Genomic DNA, 15,108 nt, shown 5'->3' on the forward strand with positions numbered 1-15,108 from the left:
GAGGAAAGGGACAGGATGCGCTATGATTGCGAGAGTCGGAGCCGTGGGTCCAAAAGACTCCATTGAATTGATCACGGAGATCGGCAAAGAGTTTCAGGAAGAGATGACGATCATTCCCATGATTTATCAGAAGATTGAAGATACGCCGAACATCATTCAGCAAGCGGATGGCCAGATCGACATCTGGGTTTTCTCCGGACAGGCTCCTTATGCCATCGCACGGGATCTTCTCCACAAGCAAAAGATGCTGTATCCGCAATTGAACGGCTCCAGCCTGACCAAAGTGCTGCTCGAGCTCGTTTACCGCGACCGATGGAGGCTGGATCGCGTCAGCTTTGACACGTTTTTGCCGAAGCACCTGCAGGAGACCTGTACCGAGCTCGGTTTGCCGTACGGGCACATCCACCTGCTGTCCTACCCGGGCTACAAACCCAGCCAGGAGCTGGCGGCTTTTCACTCCGCCTTGTACCGCGATGAAAAGGTCGACGCCTGTGCCACCTGTATCAGCTCTGTCTATGAAGCGTTAAAAGCGGAAGGCATCCCCGTCTACCGGATAACGCCTAATCGGATGACCATTCGCAGCATGCTGAATCTGGCCCGTACGGCCGGCGAAACCCTCCACTTTAAAAAGTCGCAGATTGCCGTGATGCTGATCGAACTCAGCGGACTGGAAACCTTGATCGGGGAAAACAAGAGCGCTTATGACGTCAGCCGGCTTCATTTGCGCCTGCAGGACACGATCCTCGACTACGTGGAGGAGGTCTCCGGGTCGTTTATCTCGCTTGGGAACGGCAAGTACCTGATCTTTTCCACGCGCGGAGCCATTGAAGGCAATCCCGATGCCCACGCCTCGATGCTGCTGGAGCGAATCGCTTTTCTCACCGATCTGGAGACGAATATCGGAATCGGGTACGGGGTGACCGCACTGGCTGCCGAGCGCAATGCCCAGCTCGCCTTGCTCCACTCCCAGAAGACGGGGTCCTGTGCGATCCTAGTCGACGACGAGGGCAGAATTGAAGGCCCCCTGGAGCAGCCTGACAGCATCAGCTTTACCTACCGCACGGACGACATGGAGATGAGCGGGCTGCTAAAAAAAGCAGGAGTGGCCATCACCACGTATGCCAAGCTCCAGGCCGTGCAGAAGCACCTGGGGAAACATTCGCTCAGCGCCCCGGAGGTAGCCGAATTTCTGGGCATGACCAAGCGGAATGCCCGCCGCATCCTTACCGATCTGGCAGCACACGGCCTGGCCGAGCTGATCGGCGAAGAAGCGCCTACAAACCGGGGCAGACCGCGAAAGATCTACCGGATCCCCTATCGGAACCGTGGTGAATAGACAGCAAAAACACCTCTTTGCATCCGGGGATGAGAGAGGTGTTTTCGTCTCTGATTTCGTCTATTTCATTTCCAAGAGGTATTTTTCCAACTCGTCTACCATTTTGTTCGCACTGAGGACCCCGCCCGACGTATTCCAGACTGCGTCATCCACTTTAAATGTCTTGTTGTTTTTTACCACGTTGAGGTTTTTCCACAGCGATTCGCCGGTCCACTCCTGCTCCAGTTTGGTCGCTTCCCCGTCCCCGGTCTCATAGGAGAAGTAGAACATGATGTCGCCGTCCATCTCCGGTATGCGTTCCTTGGTAACGTCATCAGCAAATTTGTCCAGGTCTTGCGCCTTTGGACGCGCTACGCCCAGTTCGTTCAAAATCGAGCCGGCAAACGTGTCATGGTAGTAGATCCGCACTTTTCCCGGCATAAAGCGGACAAGGGAGACCTGTGTACCCAGCTTTTCGCCTACTTTTTCCTTGAATTCGGCAATTCGTTTGTCCCAATCAGCGAGGATTTTTTCTCCCTCTGCCTTTTTGTTCAACGCTTCAGCGTACAGCATGAAGTTTTCTTTCCAGTCGCCGCGCGGCTCCTCGACGAAGACGGTTGGAGCGATGGCGGAGAGCTGCTGGTACACTTTTTCGTGGCGGAATTTCATGCCCAGGATCAGGTCCGGCTTTAGTGCGGCGATCGCTTCCAGATTGGGCTGCGACTCGGTCCCGAGGAGCTGGGTGCCTTCCAGCTCAGGTTTTACTATATCGTAAAAAGTGGTCGGGTCTGTCCAGGAACCGACTGCGCCAACCGGCTTGACACCCAGGGCAACCACTGTTTCCACTCCCTGTGCTGTCAGCACGACTACGCGCTGAGGCGTGCCTTGGATGGGAGTCTCACCCATCGCGTGTTTGATCGTATATGACTGCTCGCTTTCGCTTCCGCTGCCGGCAGGTTTTTCCGCTGTCTGCCCGGTCGGCTGGCCCCCCGTCTGCTGACCGCCGCCGCAGCCGGCAACGAATAGGAAAAGCGCCATTGCCAGGCCAAAAAATGCCTTCAGGTGATATGTACGTGAGAACATGATCTCACAGTCCCCTTTCATGATGATAATGAGAATGATATTCAGTAACACTCATTATCCTACAATCAGATTCAGACAAATGTCAACGATTAAATGATAATGAATCTCAAATTCATTGACAATTAATTGACTTAGCATCTAAACTTGGTAAGTAGGAACAACGTGGTCGAATGATCTGTAAGGATGAAATCATGATGAAAAGTCTGCTCAACAACAACCCGCTAAGAGCCGCAGGATTGGTCGCCGCACTTCTTCTGCTTCTATATTTAAGCTACGCCAGCCTCGTCTTCGGCATCATTGACACGAGCTGGCAGACGGTTATCGATGCTTACACACAGTACAACGGCTCCAATGAACATATTGTCATAAAGGAAGTACGCGTGCCGAGGGTGCTTAACGCCTTGGCCGTGGGCGTCAGTCTGGGGCTTGCCGGGGCCGTCCTGCAAGCGTTGACGCGAAATCCGGTGGCCGACGCCGAACTGTTCGGCCTCAACGCCGGCGCCGCCCTGTTCGTAGTGATTGCCGTGGCATTTTTTGGCATCAGTTCGCTCACTTCGTTTACCTGGCTCGCGTTCTTGGGGGCAGCCGTCAGCGGACTGGTCGTCTACCTGCTCGGCTCACTCGGCAGAGACGGCCTGACCCCGGTAAAACTTACCCTGGCCGGTGCCGCCATCACCGCGCTCTCCGGATCGGCTCGCCACGGCATGCTCGTCCTCAACGAAAAAGCGCTGGATGAGGTGCTGTTCTGGCTAGCAGGCTCTGTGGGGGGGAGAAAACTGGAGTTTTTACAGGCTGTCTTCCCTTATATGATCGTCGCCTGGGCGGCCGCTTTTCTCCTCGCCAGGCCGATTCAGACCCTGCTGATGGGCGATGATGTGGCAAAAGGGCTGGGGCAGCGTACCCTGCTGGTGAAACTCGCAGCCGGCGCCGCCATCGTCCTGCTCACCGGCAGTTCTGTCGCTGTAGCCGGACCGATCGGCTTCGTCGGGCTGATCACGCCTCACCTCGCCCGTTACCTGGTCGGTCGGGAGATGACTTGGGTATTCGTCTACAGCGGTGTACTCGGCGCTGCCATCCTGCTTGCCGCGGACATCGCCGCCCGCTTTATCGCCAAGCCCGCCGAAGTGCCTATCGGTGCGATGACCGCACTCGTCGGCATCCCGTTCTTCATCTACGTGGCACGAAAGGGGCTTGGAAAGAATTGAAGAAATATCTGCCGCTGCAAAGCAACAAAGGAACCTTTTCGCTGCTCCTGCATAAACAGACCCTGCTGTACCTCGTCCTGTTCGTCCTTCTGATCCTGGCTGCCGCAGTCGTCAGCCTGGGCATCGGCGAGATGAAAATACACCCGCTAAACGTCCTGAAGGTGTTTTTCGGGATGGGAACGGAGCAGGACGCCCTGATCGTCGGGCAGTTCCGCCTCCCCCGGGTCATAGTCGCCATCCTGGTCGGAGCAGCCCTTGCTTCGGCAGGAGCCATCTTGCAAGGAATCGTCGGAAATCCCTTGGCGGCTCCCGACATTCTCGGTATTACAGGAGGCGCTTCCGCGGCCGCTGTCGCCTTTTTGCTGTACTTTGAATCGGCCAGCATCCAATGGCTGCCTCCGATCGCCTTTTTGGGCGCGACTCTGACAACACTCGTCCTGTACGCGCTGGCTTGGAAAAAGGGTGTCCCTCCGCTGCGGCTGGTGCTGATCGGCGTAGGCATTAAAATTGCGGCCAACGCGTTGATTACCGTTTTGATCACGTTCAGTCCGTTTCTGTTACAAAATAAAGCGACGCTTTGGCTGACAGGCAGCATTTACGGAGTGGACTGGAACGATGTCAAGCTCATCTCGCCGTGGACGATTCTCCTGATCGCCTTGGCGGCGCTGATGGCCCGGCGGGTCAACGTCCAGCAGTTGGGGGACGATGTAGCTGCCAGCGTAGGCAGTCTCGTTCAGTTTGACCGGTTTGCCCTGCTCGTCATCTGTGCCGCGCTGACCGGAACGGCGGTGGCCGTGGGCGGCGAGATCAGCTTCGTCGCCCTGTTGGCGCCGCACATCGCCAAGCAGTTGGTCGGGCCGTCTTTCGGCTCGGCTCTGCCGTTGTCCGCCTGTATCGGCGCGCTGATTCTGGTGGTGGCCGACTTGATCGCACGAACGGTGTTTTCACCGATTGACGTCCCTGTCGGCGTGTTTACATCTGCCGTCGGAGCGCCGTTTTTCATCTACCTCTTATACAAAAACCGCAATCGGTAAGTGAAAGGAGTCAGTCCCCATGCACGCCTTGGAAACCCGGCAGTTAACCTTGTCCTACGGAGAACGGAATATTATCGAGGAGTTGGATCTGCACATCCCCCACGGCAAGATTACCGTATTTATCGGCAGCAACGGCTGCGGAAAATCGACGCTGCTGCGCTCGCTGGCCCGGTTGTTGAAGCCGAAGGAAGGCGCTATCCTGTTGGACGGAGAAGCGATCGCCAAGCAATCCACCAAGGAAGTGGCCAAACGGCTGGCCATACTGCCGCAGGGGCCGAGCGCGCCGGAGGGGCTCACCGTCCTGCAGTTGGTCAAACAAGGACGCTATCCGTATCAAAGCTGGCTGAAGCAGTGGTCCAAGGAGGACGAGGAGATGGTGGCCAAAGCCCTGGAGGCGACCCGGCTCACCGCACTCTCCGACCATCCGGTGGACTCGCTCTCCGGCGGGCAGCGGCAGCGGGCCTGGATCGCGATGACGCTGGCACAGGGGACGGATACGATCCTGCTGGACGAACCGACCACCTATCTGGACATGTCGCATCAAATCGAGATTCTTGACCTGCTCTATGAACTGAACCAGACCGAACAGCGAACGATCGTCATGGTCCTGCACGATCTGAACCTGGCCTGCCGTTACGCTCACCACATCGTGGCCGTTCACGGTCAGACCGTTTATGCGGAAGGACGGCCGGAAGAAGTGATGACGGAAGAATTGGTGCGCAGGGTGTTTCAGATGGAATGCCAGATTACTCGGGACCCGTTGTATGGGACTCCCATGTGTATTCCCTTTAGCAAGTGCCGTCTTCAGGCGCAGGGATAAGAATAGCGCGGGGCTCAAAGCCTCGCGCTTTTTTTGCGTTGGTGAACATTGGTCATGGAAGCAGAAAAAAATGGGCTCGCTTCGTTCGTGGCACGCCGGCGTGGAAGCGGGGGATATCCGTCTCCACTCCAAAAAACGGCACGTCGACCAAAAAGGACTGGGGGCAGCTCAACGTAGCGTTTGGTCGAAAAGCGCGTGCCGTTTTTTTCCGTTCCGACTGGGTAGGCTTGCCAAGGCTTGCGCTCGCTCCATTTTTTTCTGCTTCTCGCAGCTTTATTCCCTTACCTGGAGAACGTTCGCGAGTTTGTACTCGAGTTCGATATAGATACACCCGTTCTGGATAATAGACAGCAGTTCAATTTGCATGATACGATACGTAACGTGAAGTCAGTGATGCAGGAGGCGTATATGAACAATTTTTATCTGCTCGACATCGAGTTTGAATATGGCGGACAAAAACAGGTCATTACTCCCGTGCTGCTTCAAGATGAGCGCGATACGATCCTCGTCGATTGCGGCTATCCGGATTTTGTGCCTCTCCTCGCGGATGCGGCTAGTCGGCACGGGATCAGGTTGGATTCTCTGACAAAATTGATTGTGACCCATCACGATATGGACCATATCGGTTCGCTGGCTGCATTGAAGCGGGCGTACCCGGGCATCGAAATCATTGCGCACGAGATGGAGGCTCCTTACATCGAAGGGGCGAAGAAGGCGTTGCGGCTTGAACAGGCGGAATCGACGTTTGACGTATTGCCCGCAGAGGCAAAGCCGCATGCACAGCAGTTTATTCGCTTCTTGCAGTCAATCGAGCCGTCTTCCGTCGATCGGACGGCAGCAAGTGATGAGCGGCTGCCTTGGTGCGGCGGCATCGACATCGTCCATACGCCGGGTCATACGCTTGGCCATATTTCGTTGTATCTTCCCGCCAGCAAGACGCTGATTGCGGGAGACGCCGTGGTCATTGAGGACGGAAAGCTGGATATCGCCAACCCCCAATACGCCTGGGATCTAAAGGAGGCTGTCCGTTCCGTCAAGCGGTTGCTCGACTATGAGATTGAGCAGCTCATTTGTTATCATGGAGGCTTGTTCCGCGGCGATGTAAAGCAATCGCTTCGGCAGCTCATCCATGCGTATAAGTAAAAGGGACCCTCTCACAGGGTCCCTGAGCAGAAGGCTTCTCTAACAGAGAAGCGCTTTTTATTACTGTTTCGATTCTTCAATTGCTTTTAAAATGATCGCCTGATTTTCCTTGAAAGTATCGTGTTTTTGCTTGATAAAGTCATCGATGCTCTTTTTCGAGGTAAAAAGCAGCAGGGTGTCTTTGGCGATATATCCGTTCGCTGGCTCCACTTTGCCGTTTTGGACAACATAGACATTCGACATCATTGCAGCCCCCTTAGAACCGATTGTACGTAGCGGATGACCAATGTATTTCCATTTGCGCTCATTATACCATCAAAAATATGCTCCTCACAACCTTTGAGTTTTTGCAGCCTGCTGCCCCCATCCAACGGGAATTGGAAGGAAATTACATATTCTCCCTCTTTTAATGTGAAGTACAGCATTTGCTTCGATTCCTTGTAGAAAATCAGCGGATTCGGATCGTTCAGCTGATAGGTAACCGCTACATATGAATCCGGATTGGACAGGTCGAAGGTCTCTCCCTTGCTGATGGAGGTTCTCCCGTCCGCTTCTTCGCAGACCATGAACTGTTCGCGGCGTTTGAACAGCGCGACAGCCGAACAGTCCCGAAAGCGCCCCTGTACGATATGTGTGTAGCTGCCAAGCGTCTGGGCAATCTCTCCTCCTTTTAGATTACTGCGGATCTCCGCCAAAAAGTTCCGCAGATTTCGTACCCGTTCAATCTTTAACATGCCTGTGACAGCCGATACAAATTCCGAAAAATCCTGGTAAGAAGCAGCCAGCCGCTCATTTTCCACCGCTTTTTCCCGGCCGGGGATCAGGACGATTCCCTGGCGCAGGATATCGCTGAAGAATGACTTCCACTCCGTGGCAACCCCTAACTGCAATTCCTTCACCAGATGTTTGTGAATACTCAGAATATCGTACAGAAAAGCCCAGACATACGGATCGACGTCGCCGACCGGTTTCAGTATGCCCTGCTCCTGAATGCTTTGAACATATTGGTAGATCTGCTCAATATCCGGCAGATATCCATGCTGCTGCTCGTAATCCGCGACATAGTCGTTCAATTGGCTCTGCACATCGCGAAAGTAAAATTGCAGCACCGTCTTTTCCACAAAAATCTGCGTAAATTTGCGGTTCGACAGGGCCTCTATGTATTCCAGATGGGTGACGGTCCGCTTGGCATCCGGCAGATATCTCCCTGATTTGTTGTGGATGAACAGCAGGTACATATGGCTTTCCCTCACCAGCCGCAAACAGTGGTCGACTGAGGATTCACCCGGTATGCTCGGCCCGAAACTGGGCTTTTCGTACATGATCGGTTCATGGCCCAGCTCGTTTAAAGCATCATACAGGGAGAGGCGCACCGGGTGTAAGCTGTCCTGGCCGACCGAACTGATAAAAACCTTGCATTTTACTGTCATACCACACTCCCCCCCTCTCGCCGTTCTATCAACAGGCATTCCCAGGCAAGCCGGGGCGGCAGAACCGCCCCAAAGACCATGCCCGCCTGCTTCACGCTTCTTCTTCTTCCCATTGGCTCAAGCGCTTTTCAAACACCGTACGCCAGCTCTCCGCCAGCTCATCCACCTCGAGTATCCGTCTGATCGCCTCGCCATTTTTCTTGTCATGGTACCTGGCGTGGTTGACAAAGGCGATTGTCACCGCTTTGGGATGGCGCTGCTGCAGTTTCAGCTCGCTGTCCGGGGCGACCCAGCCTTCTTTCAAAACGCGCAGATAAAAGCCGGTGTACCCTGTCTGTTCCATCTGCAGCGGCAGGTCGGGCAGATCCAATTTGAGCGCGACCTTGAAACAGGGCTTGCGGGGCTGGCTCACCTGGACGAGGGCCTCTCCCCATTGAAACACGTCGCCGATGCAGACGCCTTCCTCATCCAACCCGCTGACTGTCACATTCTCTCCGAAAGCGCCGCCGTCCAAGCGGCGTCCCAGCACCTTTCCAAAGTACGGGTAGCGATCCAGCGAGTAAACACAGACGGCTTTATCCAATCCGCCGTGATTTACCTTGTCGGCCTGCTCGTCACCGGCAAGGTTATGTGAGGAGAGAAAAACCGGCCCGGATACCGGCTCTTTAAAGATAGCGGTCGCCACCTCTTTCCCTCTGTACATCGCCTCCCGCGGCTTGCCTGTACGAAGCGATACCACCTTGATTGTCTTTGCTTGCATGACTCCTATCCCCTTTTAGGCAAAAGCCGCCTTGCATTACCGGCCCGACTTCCGCCCGCTTCTGCCGCCAGTTGTCTTGCGGGCTGCTTTGAGGGCTGCCCGTTTCTTTTTCTGATCATACTGCTTCTGGAACTGTTCGATCTCGTGCGCCAGCTTTTTTTTGTATCCCGGCTTTACCTTTTTGTTTTTCTTTAACGCCTGCTCCAGGGGAGCTGCTTCTTTCCGTTTGGCTGTCGTCTCTTCCCGCTTCTTCTGTTCACGCAATTGCGCGAAGTGAGCTTCCCGTTCGGCAGCGCGCTGTTTGCGCCCCTGATCCATGTGGCGTCCCGGAATCAACAGCTTCTCCTCGATTTCCGCCTTGGTCCCTTTGGCGAAGCGGGCCATGATGCTTTTCTGCCGCGGCGAGACCAGCGAGATGGCTGTCCCTCTCTGTCCGGCCCGACCGGTGCGGCCGACCCGGTGGATGTAGCTTTCCACGTCAGACGGAATGTCGTAGTTGAACACGTGGGTGACTCCCTCCACATCGAGGCCGCGCGCCGCTATGTCCGTCGCCACCAGGTACTGGAACTTGATCTGGCGAAAGCGCTCCATCAGCTGCTCCCGCTTGTTTTGCGACAGGTCGCCGTACAGAGCCTCGGCATCGTATCCCTGCTCTTGCAGACGGGCAGTCAGCACCTTGACGCGCTGCTGGGTATTGGCAAAAATAATCGCCAGGTACGGCTTCGTCTGCTCGATCAAATCCAGCAGGGCGTCCATTTTTTCCGTCTGGTTGACGACGTAGTATTCCTGTTCAATCGTTGCCACGGTCTTCTGTTTTTGTTCGATCTTGACGTGGGGCGGCTGATCCATGTAGCGGTGGGCAAGCTGTTTGACCTGATCCGGCATCGTCGCCGAAAACAGCAGAATCTGCCTGTTCTGCGGCGTTGACGCGATAATTCTGTCCACGTCCTCCAGAAAGCCCATTTCCAGCATCTTGTCCGCTTCGTCCAGCACCAGTGTGGAGATCCGGCCGAAGTGGAGGGTGCCGCGGCTCAAGTGATCCAGCACCCGGCCCGGCGTCCCGACCACGACCTGGACGGAGCGCTCCAGCTTATTGATCTGCCGTTCGATGTCGGTTCCGCCGTGCAGCGAGAGCGCCCTGACGTCCAGGTGCTTGCCCAGCTTTTCGATCTCCGCTTCGATCTGGATGGAGAGCTCCCGCGTCGGGGTGAGGATCAGCGCCTGAATGTCCCGCTTTTGCTGATCCAGTCGCTGAAGGATCGGCAGCACAAAGGCCGCCGTTTTTCCCGTACCTGTCTGCGCCTGTCCGATCACGTCCTTGCCGGACAGGATCAGCGGTATGGTCTCGGCCTGAATTTCTGTCGGCTGTTTATAGTAAAGGTCTTTGATTCCCTGCAGGATCTCCGCACGCAATCCCAGTGATGCGAATGTCTTTTGCATGTTGTCCACTTCCCTCCGGTATTCTCTATTTCGCCAGCTCGTAGATCGCCTGCGCGTAAATGGCGGTCGCCCGCAGCAAATCGTCGATCATGATGTGTTCATCCCGCTGATGGGCGCTGTCGGCACGGCCCGGGAACAGCGGGCCAAACGCCACTCCCACATCGAGGGCCCGTGCGTAGGTAGCTCCGCCGATGGCGATGATCCCTGCTTCCTCACCCGTCTGCTGCGTGTAGACGCGCTGCAGCGTCGTCACCAGGGGATGTTTGGGATCAACCCGATGCGGCGGCATATTTTCTATGACCTCCAGCTCTAGTGCCGCTTCCTGCAGATGCGCCAGCAGCTTTGGTTCCCAGCTTGCATACGGGTGGGAATGCGGATAGCGAATGTTGACGCGAAACTCGCTGCCGTCCACAGAGTCGTAGCGGATCACCCCGGTATTGAGCGTCAAGGGCCCCATCTCCGCATCGTCATAGTCAATGCCCAAGGCCTTGCCGTCATGCTGCCGGTACAGGTATGTATCCGAAAAGCTTACAAACTGCGAGGCCCTGCCGTCAAGCTGAAGCGTCCCCAAAAAGCGGATCAGCTCCGTTCCGGCGTTGATCCCCTTCCCTGGATCCATTCCGTGTACCGAGACCCCTTGCATCGTCAGCACGACCTGATCGGCCGCAATGGTCACCTCACCCGTCCGCCCTGCGTTCTGAAGATAGCGTCGGTAAGCGTCAGCCAGCTCTTCTGCCGTTTTGCCCGCAGGCCGCAAAATCGCCTGTCCGCGGTCGGGCACCATGTTTACCCGAAGCCCCGCTTCCAATGTCAGCAGCGTCGCATCGATCCCCGCTGAACGGGAGAGCCCCTGCGCCTCAAAGGCCTGCTTCGTCTGCCGGAAGATCAAATCGGTCATGCCCTTTTCCGCGTAGATCAACGGGAAGTCGGCATCCGGCGAAAAGCCCATCGTCGGCATCTCTTCCGTTTTAAAGTAGCGCTCCAGACACCGCCAGGAGGTCTCCTCATCTGTGCCAAAGATCAGCCTGACCCGTTTGCCGAGCGCAAGTCCCGACTCTTTGACGATCCTGGCGGCAAAGATTGCCGCCACCGTCGGTCCCTTGTCGTCAAGGGCGCCGCGAGCGACGATTTTTCCGTCGACGATCTCGGCCGCGTACGGCGGCGTCGACCAGCCGTCTCCCTCGGGTACGACATCCACGTGGCTCAGCACGCCGATCAGTTCCTCTCCCTGTCCGAACTGGGCATGCGCAGCGTAACCGTCCACGTTTTTGACCTCCATGCCGGCATCGGCACACAATTGGACAGCATAATCCAACGCTTGGGCGATCCCTTCGCCAAACGGAGCGCCGGAGCGGGCCGTCGCCGGATCAAGCACGCTTTTAATCTGCAAGAATCCCTGTGCGGCAGTGATCAGCTCCTCTTTACGCTTATGTACTTCATCCATCCAGTTTATGGAATTCGTTGTCATCTCGCCCCTCAACCCCTTTCCTGTCTTCCCTGCCGACAGAATCATCATATTCGTCGTCTTCATCCAGATCCAGCTCAACCAGACCGGCAGCCTCCGCCGGCAAGGCTTTTTTCCGGGTGAAAATCAGCTGGGCCTCTTTGATCTCCTCCCGGATGTTGTTCATTTCATTATCCAATGTATTGGAAGCTTTGGCAGCTTCGATGAGCCGCTGACGGATGTTCGTCGGGATGATGCCTTCGTATTTGTAGTTCAACGAGTGTTCAATCGTCGCCCAAAAGTTCATGCCCAAGGTGCGAATCTGGATTTCTACCGGTATGGTGACCTGACCGCGCGACGTCATCAGCGGATATTCCACCACGAGATGGTATCCGCGATACCCGCTCGCTTTCGGCTGTGTGACGTAATCCTTCTCCTGCCGAATCCGCATATCCTGGCGCTCCCGCAGCATCTTGACCACCTTGGAGATATCGTCAAGAAACTGGCACATGATGCGGATCCCGGCCAAATCGAGCAATTGCCAGCCGATGTTTTCATCTATTGCAACCCCCATGCGGGCCGCCTTGCTGTATATGCTGTTCACGGACTTGACTCTGCCCATGACAAACTCGATCGGGGAATGCTCATTTCTTTTTTTCCACTCATTGCGGATGTTTTTCAGCTTTACCTTTAACTCTTCAACCGCTTGCCCGTACGGCAGAAGGTACAAATCCCAGTCGATTTTCTCCACGACCCTTTCCCTCCGGAAGAGACTATATCTATATCATTATACATCTTTTGGACAATATCCTGTGAAAACAACTGAACAGAAGAAAAACTGTCAGGGAAAACAGCCTGACAGTCCTTTATAAGGATAACCTTTTTTGACGTCCAGCCTCTTTTTTCAAATACCAGATGTACATGAGCAGCGAACCCAGTACTACTGGCAGAAGCAGCAGGAAGATGTGCTGAAATACGCTGATGAGCGGCTGATTGCTTTGCCCAACAAGTAAAATTCCACACACAGCGACTGCAAAAGAACCGCCTATAAATTGACTTAACTGCGTCAGCCCTATGCCGGATCCGATCAGTTCCTTTGGCAATATACGGGATACTTCATTCGAAAGTGCCGAGGTAACGGCGGAAAATGACGGTGCGAAGATCATATACCCGGCTAAAATCACGAAGGCAGACAGGTGAATAAACAAGCTGAAAACGACCATGACAACTGCCAGCAAGACGTGCCCGCACAACAGGAACAGGGTATTTCCATACCGGTCAATCCAATGGCCAAACAATCTGGACAAAAGGGCAGACAGCATCGCGCCGGGGAAAAGCACAGTGCCGATCGCCGCCGCTTCCTTCTGGAAAATCCCTGCCAATGCCAGAGGCATCAGAAAAAGCATCGACATATTCAGCACAAACGCACAAAATGCTATGAGCAGTAATTTTCGATATCCCGAATTGCGAAATAAAACAGGCTGCAAAAACGGTTCTTTTACTCTGCGAAAATGACGTATACTCCACATGAGCGAAATCATGCTGATGAGTAATAACCATGCGGACTTCTGCTGCACAGCAACTAGCAGGCTCCCCGTCGCAACCGCAGTCAAAGCTGCCCCCAGGATATCAAATCGGACCGCTTTTCCGGATTCTTGGGGAAGCAGCTTCCACAGAATAGGAGCCAATGGAAACACCAGACACGTGACGAGAAAGAGTCCGTTCCAACCGAAGAATTCTGTGATCATCCCTCCCGCTACCGGACCCAGTCCGAACGCGAGTGCAGCAGCGGAGGCAATCATGGACACGGCTCTGCCTCGGCGCTCATACGGCACGTAACGGCTGGCAAGAACCATCCCAAGACCTGGTACGGAACCTGCTCCACTGGCTTGCATCAGTCGGGCCGCCAGGAGTATGTCAAAATGATGGGCAAGATACCCGAGAATCGATGAAATTCCCAAGAGACCAAGACCGATGGATAAGAGCATTCGGATGGGAATATAGTCAGACAAACGGCTGAATATCATCGTTGACATGGCGAAGACGATCGAATACCCCGAAACAATCCAGGATCCAGGTCCCGCTGTTAGATGGAGTTCCTGAATGATGCTGGGAATCGCAACATTGAACATAGTCGTGTTCATCAGAACCAAAAACGTCCCAATCGACCACACGGGCATGACGACTTTATCGTTCATCTTGGCACCGCCGATCATTCCTGTAGTGTAGACAGCTTTGTTCTTCCGAGTGTTATTTTGATATTTCTGAAAACAACATACTCCAGCACACTCCCGTTGTCAAATGCCGAAGTGTTTTGCTTCCATCGCGGCTTCAATCGGAGGATCCCAAGAAAAAAGCTTATAGAGCCCGTACCATTTGGCACTGTCTCTATAAGCTTACAGCCTGGATGGACTGATTTACTTGATGGCCTCCTGCAAGAAGGACAAATGAACGAATCCGTCGATGTTGTCGGAGGTTGTGTAACCCGCTTCTTTGCTGATCGCAGCCATCTCTTTTAATACCTGTTCATTTACCTCGTATGTGGCTTCGCTGCGCTCCATCGCCGCCTTGATTTCGGACTCCTTCAATTCCTTCCCGGTCAGGTCCTTAATGTGTTTGATTAACAGCTGCACGGCCTCGTCCGGATGCTGCTGGATAAATTCCACCGCCCGCACATGCGCCTTCAGCAATTTTTTGGTTAGTTCCGGGTTGGCCTCGGTAAACGATTTGGTCCCCACTACCACAGTGTTTGTCGATTCTTTGCCCCAGGCAAATTGATCCCAGTTCAGCAGCAGCTTGGCGCCAGCCTTCTCCTCCAGGTTGACGCCCCACGGCTCTTGCGTCGCTGCGGCGTCCACGTTCTTCTGCAAAAACAGCGTAGCGGTGTCAGCCGGCGCCTGTGCCAGCATCTCAACTGTGCCGCCGCTGCCCTTCACGTTCAGGCCGACGTCTTTTAATGCCTTGCGCAGCATGATGTCCTGCGTGGAGCCGATCACGGGAATCGCTACCCGTTTGCCGTCGAGATCTGTGAGCTTGTCGATGCCTGCGTCGCCCCGCACTTCCAGGACGGCACCGCCGTTTACCGCCCCGGCCAGGAGCTGATGAGCCGGATTTTTCAAGTAGTTGTTCATCGCAGGTCCCGGTCCGACATAGCCAAAGTCGATCTGTCCGGTTGACATCGCCTCCATAAACAGACCGCCGTTGGGAAAGGTCTGCGTCTTTAAGGTGATTTGGTCGCCTAACTCCTCTTGAAAAAATCCCTTTTCCAATCCGACAATTGCTGCCATGTGGGTCAAATTGGGAAAATACCCCAATTTGACGGTATCTGCCGGTTTTCCTGCGGTCTCTTTCCCCCCTCCGCAGCCCGCGACCAGCAAGCTGACAGTCGCGATCAGACTTATAAGTGCTTTGCCGAGATGCTTTTTCATCACCAT

The 15,108-nt window shown here is 54.8% G+C and carries 14 protein-coding genes; 5 read left to right on the top strand and 9 right to left on the bottom strand.

The features are described 5' to 3' along the window. Window positions 1–22 precede the first annotated feature (22 nt). Window positions 23–1,336 (top strand): helix-turn-helix domain-containing protein, encoded by a 1,314-nt coding sequence (locus tag ACI7RC_RS09330; RefSeq protein WP_408107963.1) that lies wholly within the window; start codon window positions 23–25, stop codon window positions 1,334–1,336. Window positions 1,337–1,396: 60 nt separating this feature from the next. Here ACI7RC_RS09330 and ACI7RC_RS09335 read toward each other — a convergent pair whose 3' ends face one another. Then, on the bottom strand, window positions 1,397–2,398 hold the full coding sequence (locus tag ACI7RC_RS09335; RefSeq protein WP_408107964.1) for an ABC transporter substrate-binding protein: 1,002 nt from the start codon (window positions 2,396–2,398) through the stop codon (window positions 1,397–1,399). Window positions 2,399–2,592: 194 nt separating this feature from the next. Between ACI7RC_RS09335 and ACI7RC_RS09340 the strand changes: the two genes are divergently transcribed. From ACI7RC_RS09340 to ACI7RC_RS09355, 4 genes are all read left to right on the top strand, one after another. After that, on the top strand, window positions 2,593–3,603 hold the full coding sequence (locus ACI7RC_RS09340) for a FecCD family ABC transporter permease (RefSeq protein ID WP_408108001.1): 1,011 nt from the start codon (window positions 2,593–2,595) through the stop codon (window positions 3,601–3,603). Next, the gene (locus tag ACI7RC_RS09345; protein WP_408107965.1) at window positions 3,600–4,637 is read left to right on the top strand and encodes a FecCD family ABC transporter permease; all 1,038 of its coding nucleotides are present in this window, start codon (window positions 3,600–3,602) and stop codon (window positions 4,635–4,637) included. Before ACI7RC_RS09340 ends, ACI7RC_RS09345 begins: the two co-directional genes overlap by 4 nt. Window positions 4,638–4,656: 19 nt before the next feature. Then, window positions 4,657–5,457: an ABC transporter ATP-binding protein gene (locus ACI7RC_RS09350; protein ID WP_408107966.1), complete on the top strand. Its 801-nt coding sequence runs from the start codon at window positions 4,657–4,659 to the stop codon at window positions 5,455–5,457. A gap of 408 nt (window positions 5,458–5,865) precedes the next feature. Further along, window positions 5,866–6,600, top strand: coding sequence for an MBL fold metallo-hydrolase (locus tag ACI7RC_RS09355; protein ID WP_408107967.1), 735 nt, complete (start codon window positions 5,866–5,868; stop codon window positions 6,598–6,600). A gap of 60 nt (window positions 6,601–6,660) precedes the next feature. Here ACI7RC_RS09355 and ACI7RC_RS09360 read toward each other — a convergent pair whose 3' ends face one another. The 8 genes from ACI7RC_RS09360 to ACI7RC_RS09395 form a co-directional block, all read right to left on the bottom strand. Further along, on the bottom strand, window positions 6,661–6,843 hold the full coding sequence (locus ACI7RC_RS09360) for a hypothetical protein (RefSeq protein ID WP_408107968.1): 183 nt from the start codon (window positions 6,841–6,843) through the stop codon (window positions 6,661–6,663). Further along, complete coding sequence (locus ACI7RC_RS09365) at window positions 6,843–8,030, bottom strand: DUF4062 domain-containing protein (RefSeq protein ID WP_408107969.1); 1,188 nt, start codon at window positions 8,028–8,030, stop codon at window positions 6,843–6,845. The genes ACI7RC_RS09360 and ACI7RC_RS09365 overlap by 1 nt, the downstream gene beginning before the upstream one ends. A gap of 91 nt (window positions 8,031–8,121) precedes the next feature. Then, window positions 8,122–8,790: an MOSC domain-containing protein gene (locus ACI7RC_RS09370; protein WP_408107970.1), complete on the bottom strand. Its 669-nt coding sequence runs from the start codon at window positions 8,788–8,790 to the stop codon at window positions 8,122–8,124. Window positions 8,791–8,826: 36 nt separating this feature from the next. Further along, window positions 8,827–10,230 carry a DEAD/DEAH box helicase gene (locus tag ACI7RC_RS09375; protein WP_408107971.1) on the bottom strand — a complete coding sequence of 468 codons (1,404 nt, stop codon included), beginning with the start codon at window positions 10,228–10,230 and terminating at the stop codon, window positions 8,827–8,829. Between the two features lie 25 nt (window positions 10,231–10,255). Then, window positions 10,256–11,698: a dipeptidase PepV gene (pepV, locus tag ACI7RC_RS09380; RefSeq protein WP_408107972.1), complete on the bottom strand. Its 1,443-nt coding sequence runs from the start codon at window positions 11,696–11,698 to the stop codon at window positions 10,256–10,258. Continuing rightward, on the bottom strand, window positions 11,667–12,425 hold the full coding sequence (locus tag ACI7RC_RS09385; RefSeq protein WP_408107973.1) for a GTP pyrophosphokinase: 759 nt from the start codon (window positions 12,423–12,425) through the stop codon (window positions 11,667–11,669). Before ACI7RC_RS09385 ends, pepV begins: the two co-directional genes overlap by 32 nt. Before the next feature lie 115 nt (window positions 12,426–12,540). Further along, window positions 12,541–13,872 (bottom strand): MFS transporter, encoded by a 1,332-nt coding sequence (locus tag ACI7RC_RS09390; RefSeq protein ID WP_408107974.1) that lies wholly within the window; start codon window positions 13,870–13,872, stop codon window positions 12,541–12,543. A gap of 219 nt (window positions 13,873–14,091) precedes the next feature. Continuing rightward, window positions 14,092–15,102 carry an aliphatic sulfonate ABC transporter substrate-binding protein gene (locus ACI7RC_RS09395; protein ID WP_408108002.1) on the bottom strand — a complete coding sequence of 337 codons (1,011 nt, stop codon included), beginning with the start codon at window positions 15,100–15,102 and terminating at the stop codon, window positions 14,092–14,094. Between the last annotated feature and the right edge of the window lie 6 nt (window positions 15,103–15,108).

This window comes from Brevibacillus sp. B_LB10_24 (assembly GCF_046036945.1).
Lineage (GTDB): Bacteria > Bacillota > Bacilli > Brevibacillales > Brevibacillaceae > Brevibacillus_C.

Coding starts and splice junctions, on each gene's coding strand:
- ACI7RC_RS09330 (WP_408107963.1), top strand. CDS start 23: ATGATTGCGAGAGTCGGAGCCGTGGGTCCAAAAGACTCCATTGAATTG.
- ACI7RC_RS09335 (WP_408107964.1), bottom strand. CDS start 2,398: ATGTTCTCACGTACATATCACCTGAAGGCATTTTTTGGCCTGGCAATG.
- ACI7RC_RS09340 (WP_408108001.1), top strand. CDS start 2,593: ATGAAAAGTCTGCTCAACAACAACCCGCTAAGAGCCGCAGGATTGGTC.
- ACI7RC_RS09350 (WP_408107966.1), top strand. CDS start 4,657: ATGCACGCCTTGGAAACCCGGCAGTTAACCTTGTCCTACGGAGAACGG.
- ACI7RC_RS09355 (WP_408107967.1), top strand. CDS start 5,866: ATGAACAATTTTTATCTGCTCGACATCGAGTTTGAATATGGCGGACAA.
- ACI7RC_RS09360 (WP_408107968.1), bottom strand. CDS start 6,843: ATGTCGAATGTCTATGTTGTCCAAAACGGCAAAGTGGAGCCAGCGAAC.
- ACI7RC_RS09365 (WP_408107969.1), bottom strand. CDS start 8,030: ATGACAGTAAAATGCAAGGTTTTTATCAGTTCGGTCGGCCAGGACAGC.
- ACI7RC_RS09370 (WP_408107970.1), bottom strand. CDS start 8,790: ATGCAAGCAAAGACAATCAAGGTGGTATCGCTTCGTACAGGCAAGCCG.
- ACI7RC_RS09375 (WP_408107971.1), bottom strand. CDS start 10,230: ATGCAAAAGACATTCGCATCACTGGGATTGCGTGCGGAGATCCTGCAG.
- pepV (WP_408107972.1), bottom strand. CDS start 11,698: ATGACAACGAATTCCATAAACTGGATGGATGAAGTACATAAGCGTAAA.
- ACI7RC_RS09390 (WP_408107974.1), bottom strand. CDS start 13,872: ATGAACGATAAAGTCGTCATGCCCGTGTGGTCGATTGGGACGTTTTTG.
- ACI7RC_RS09395 (WP_408108002.1), bottom strand. CDS start 15,102: ATGAAAAAGCATCTCGGCAAAGCACTTATAAGTCTGATCGCGACTGTC.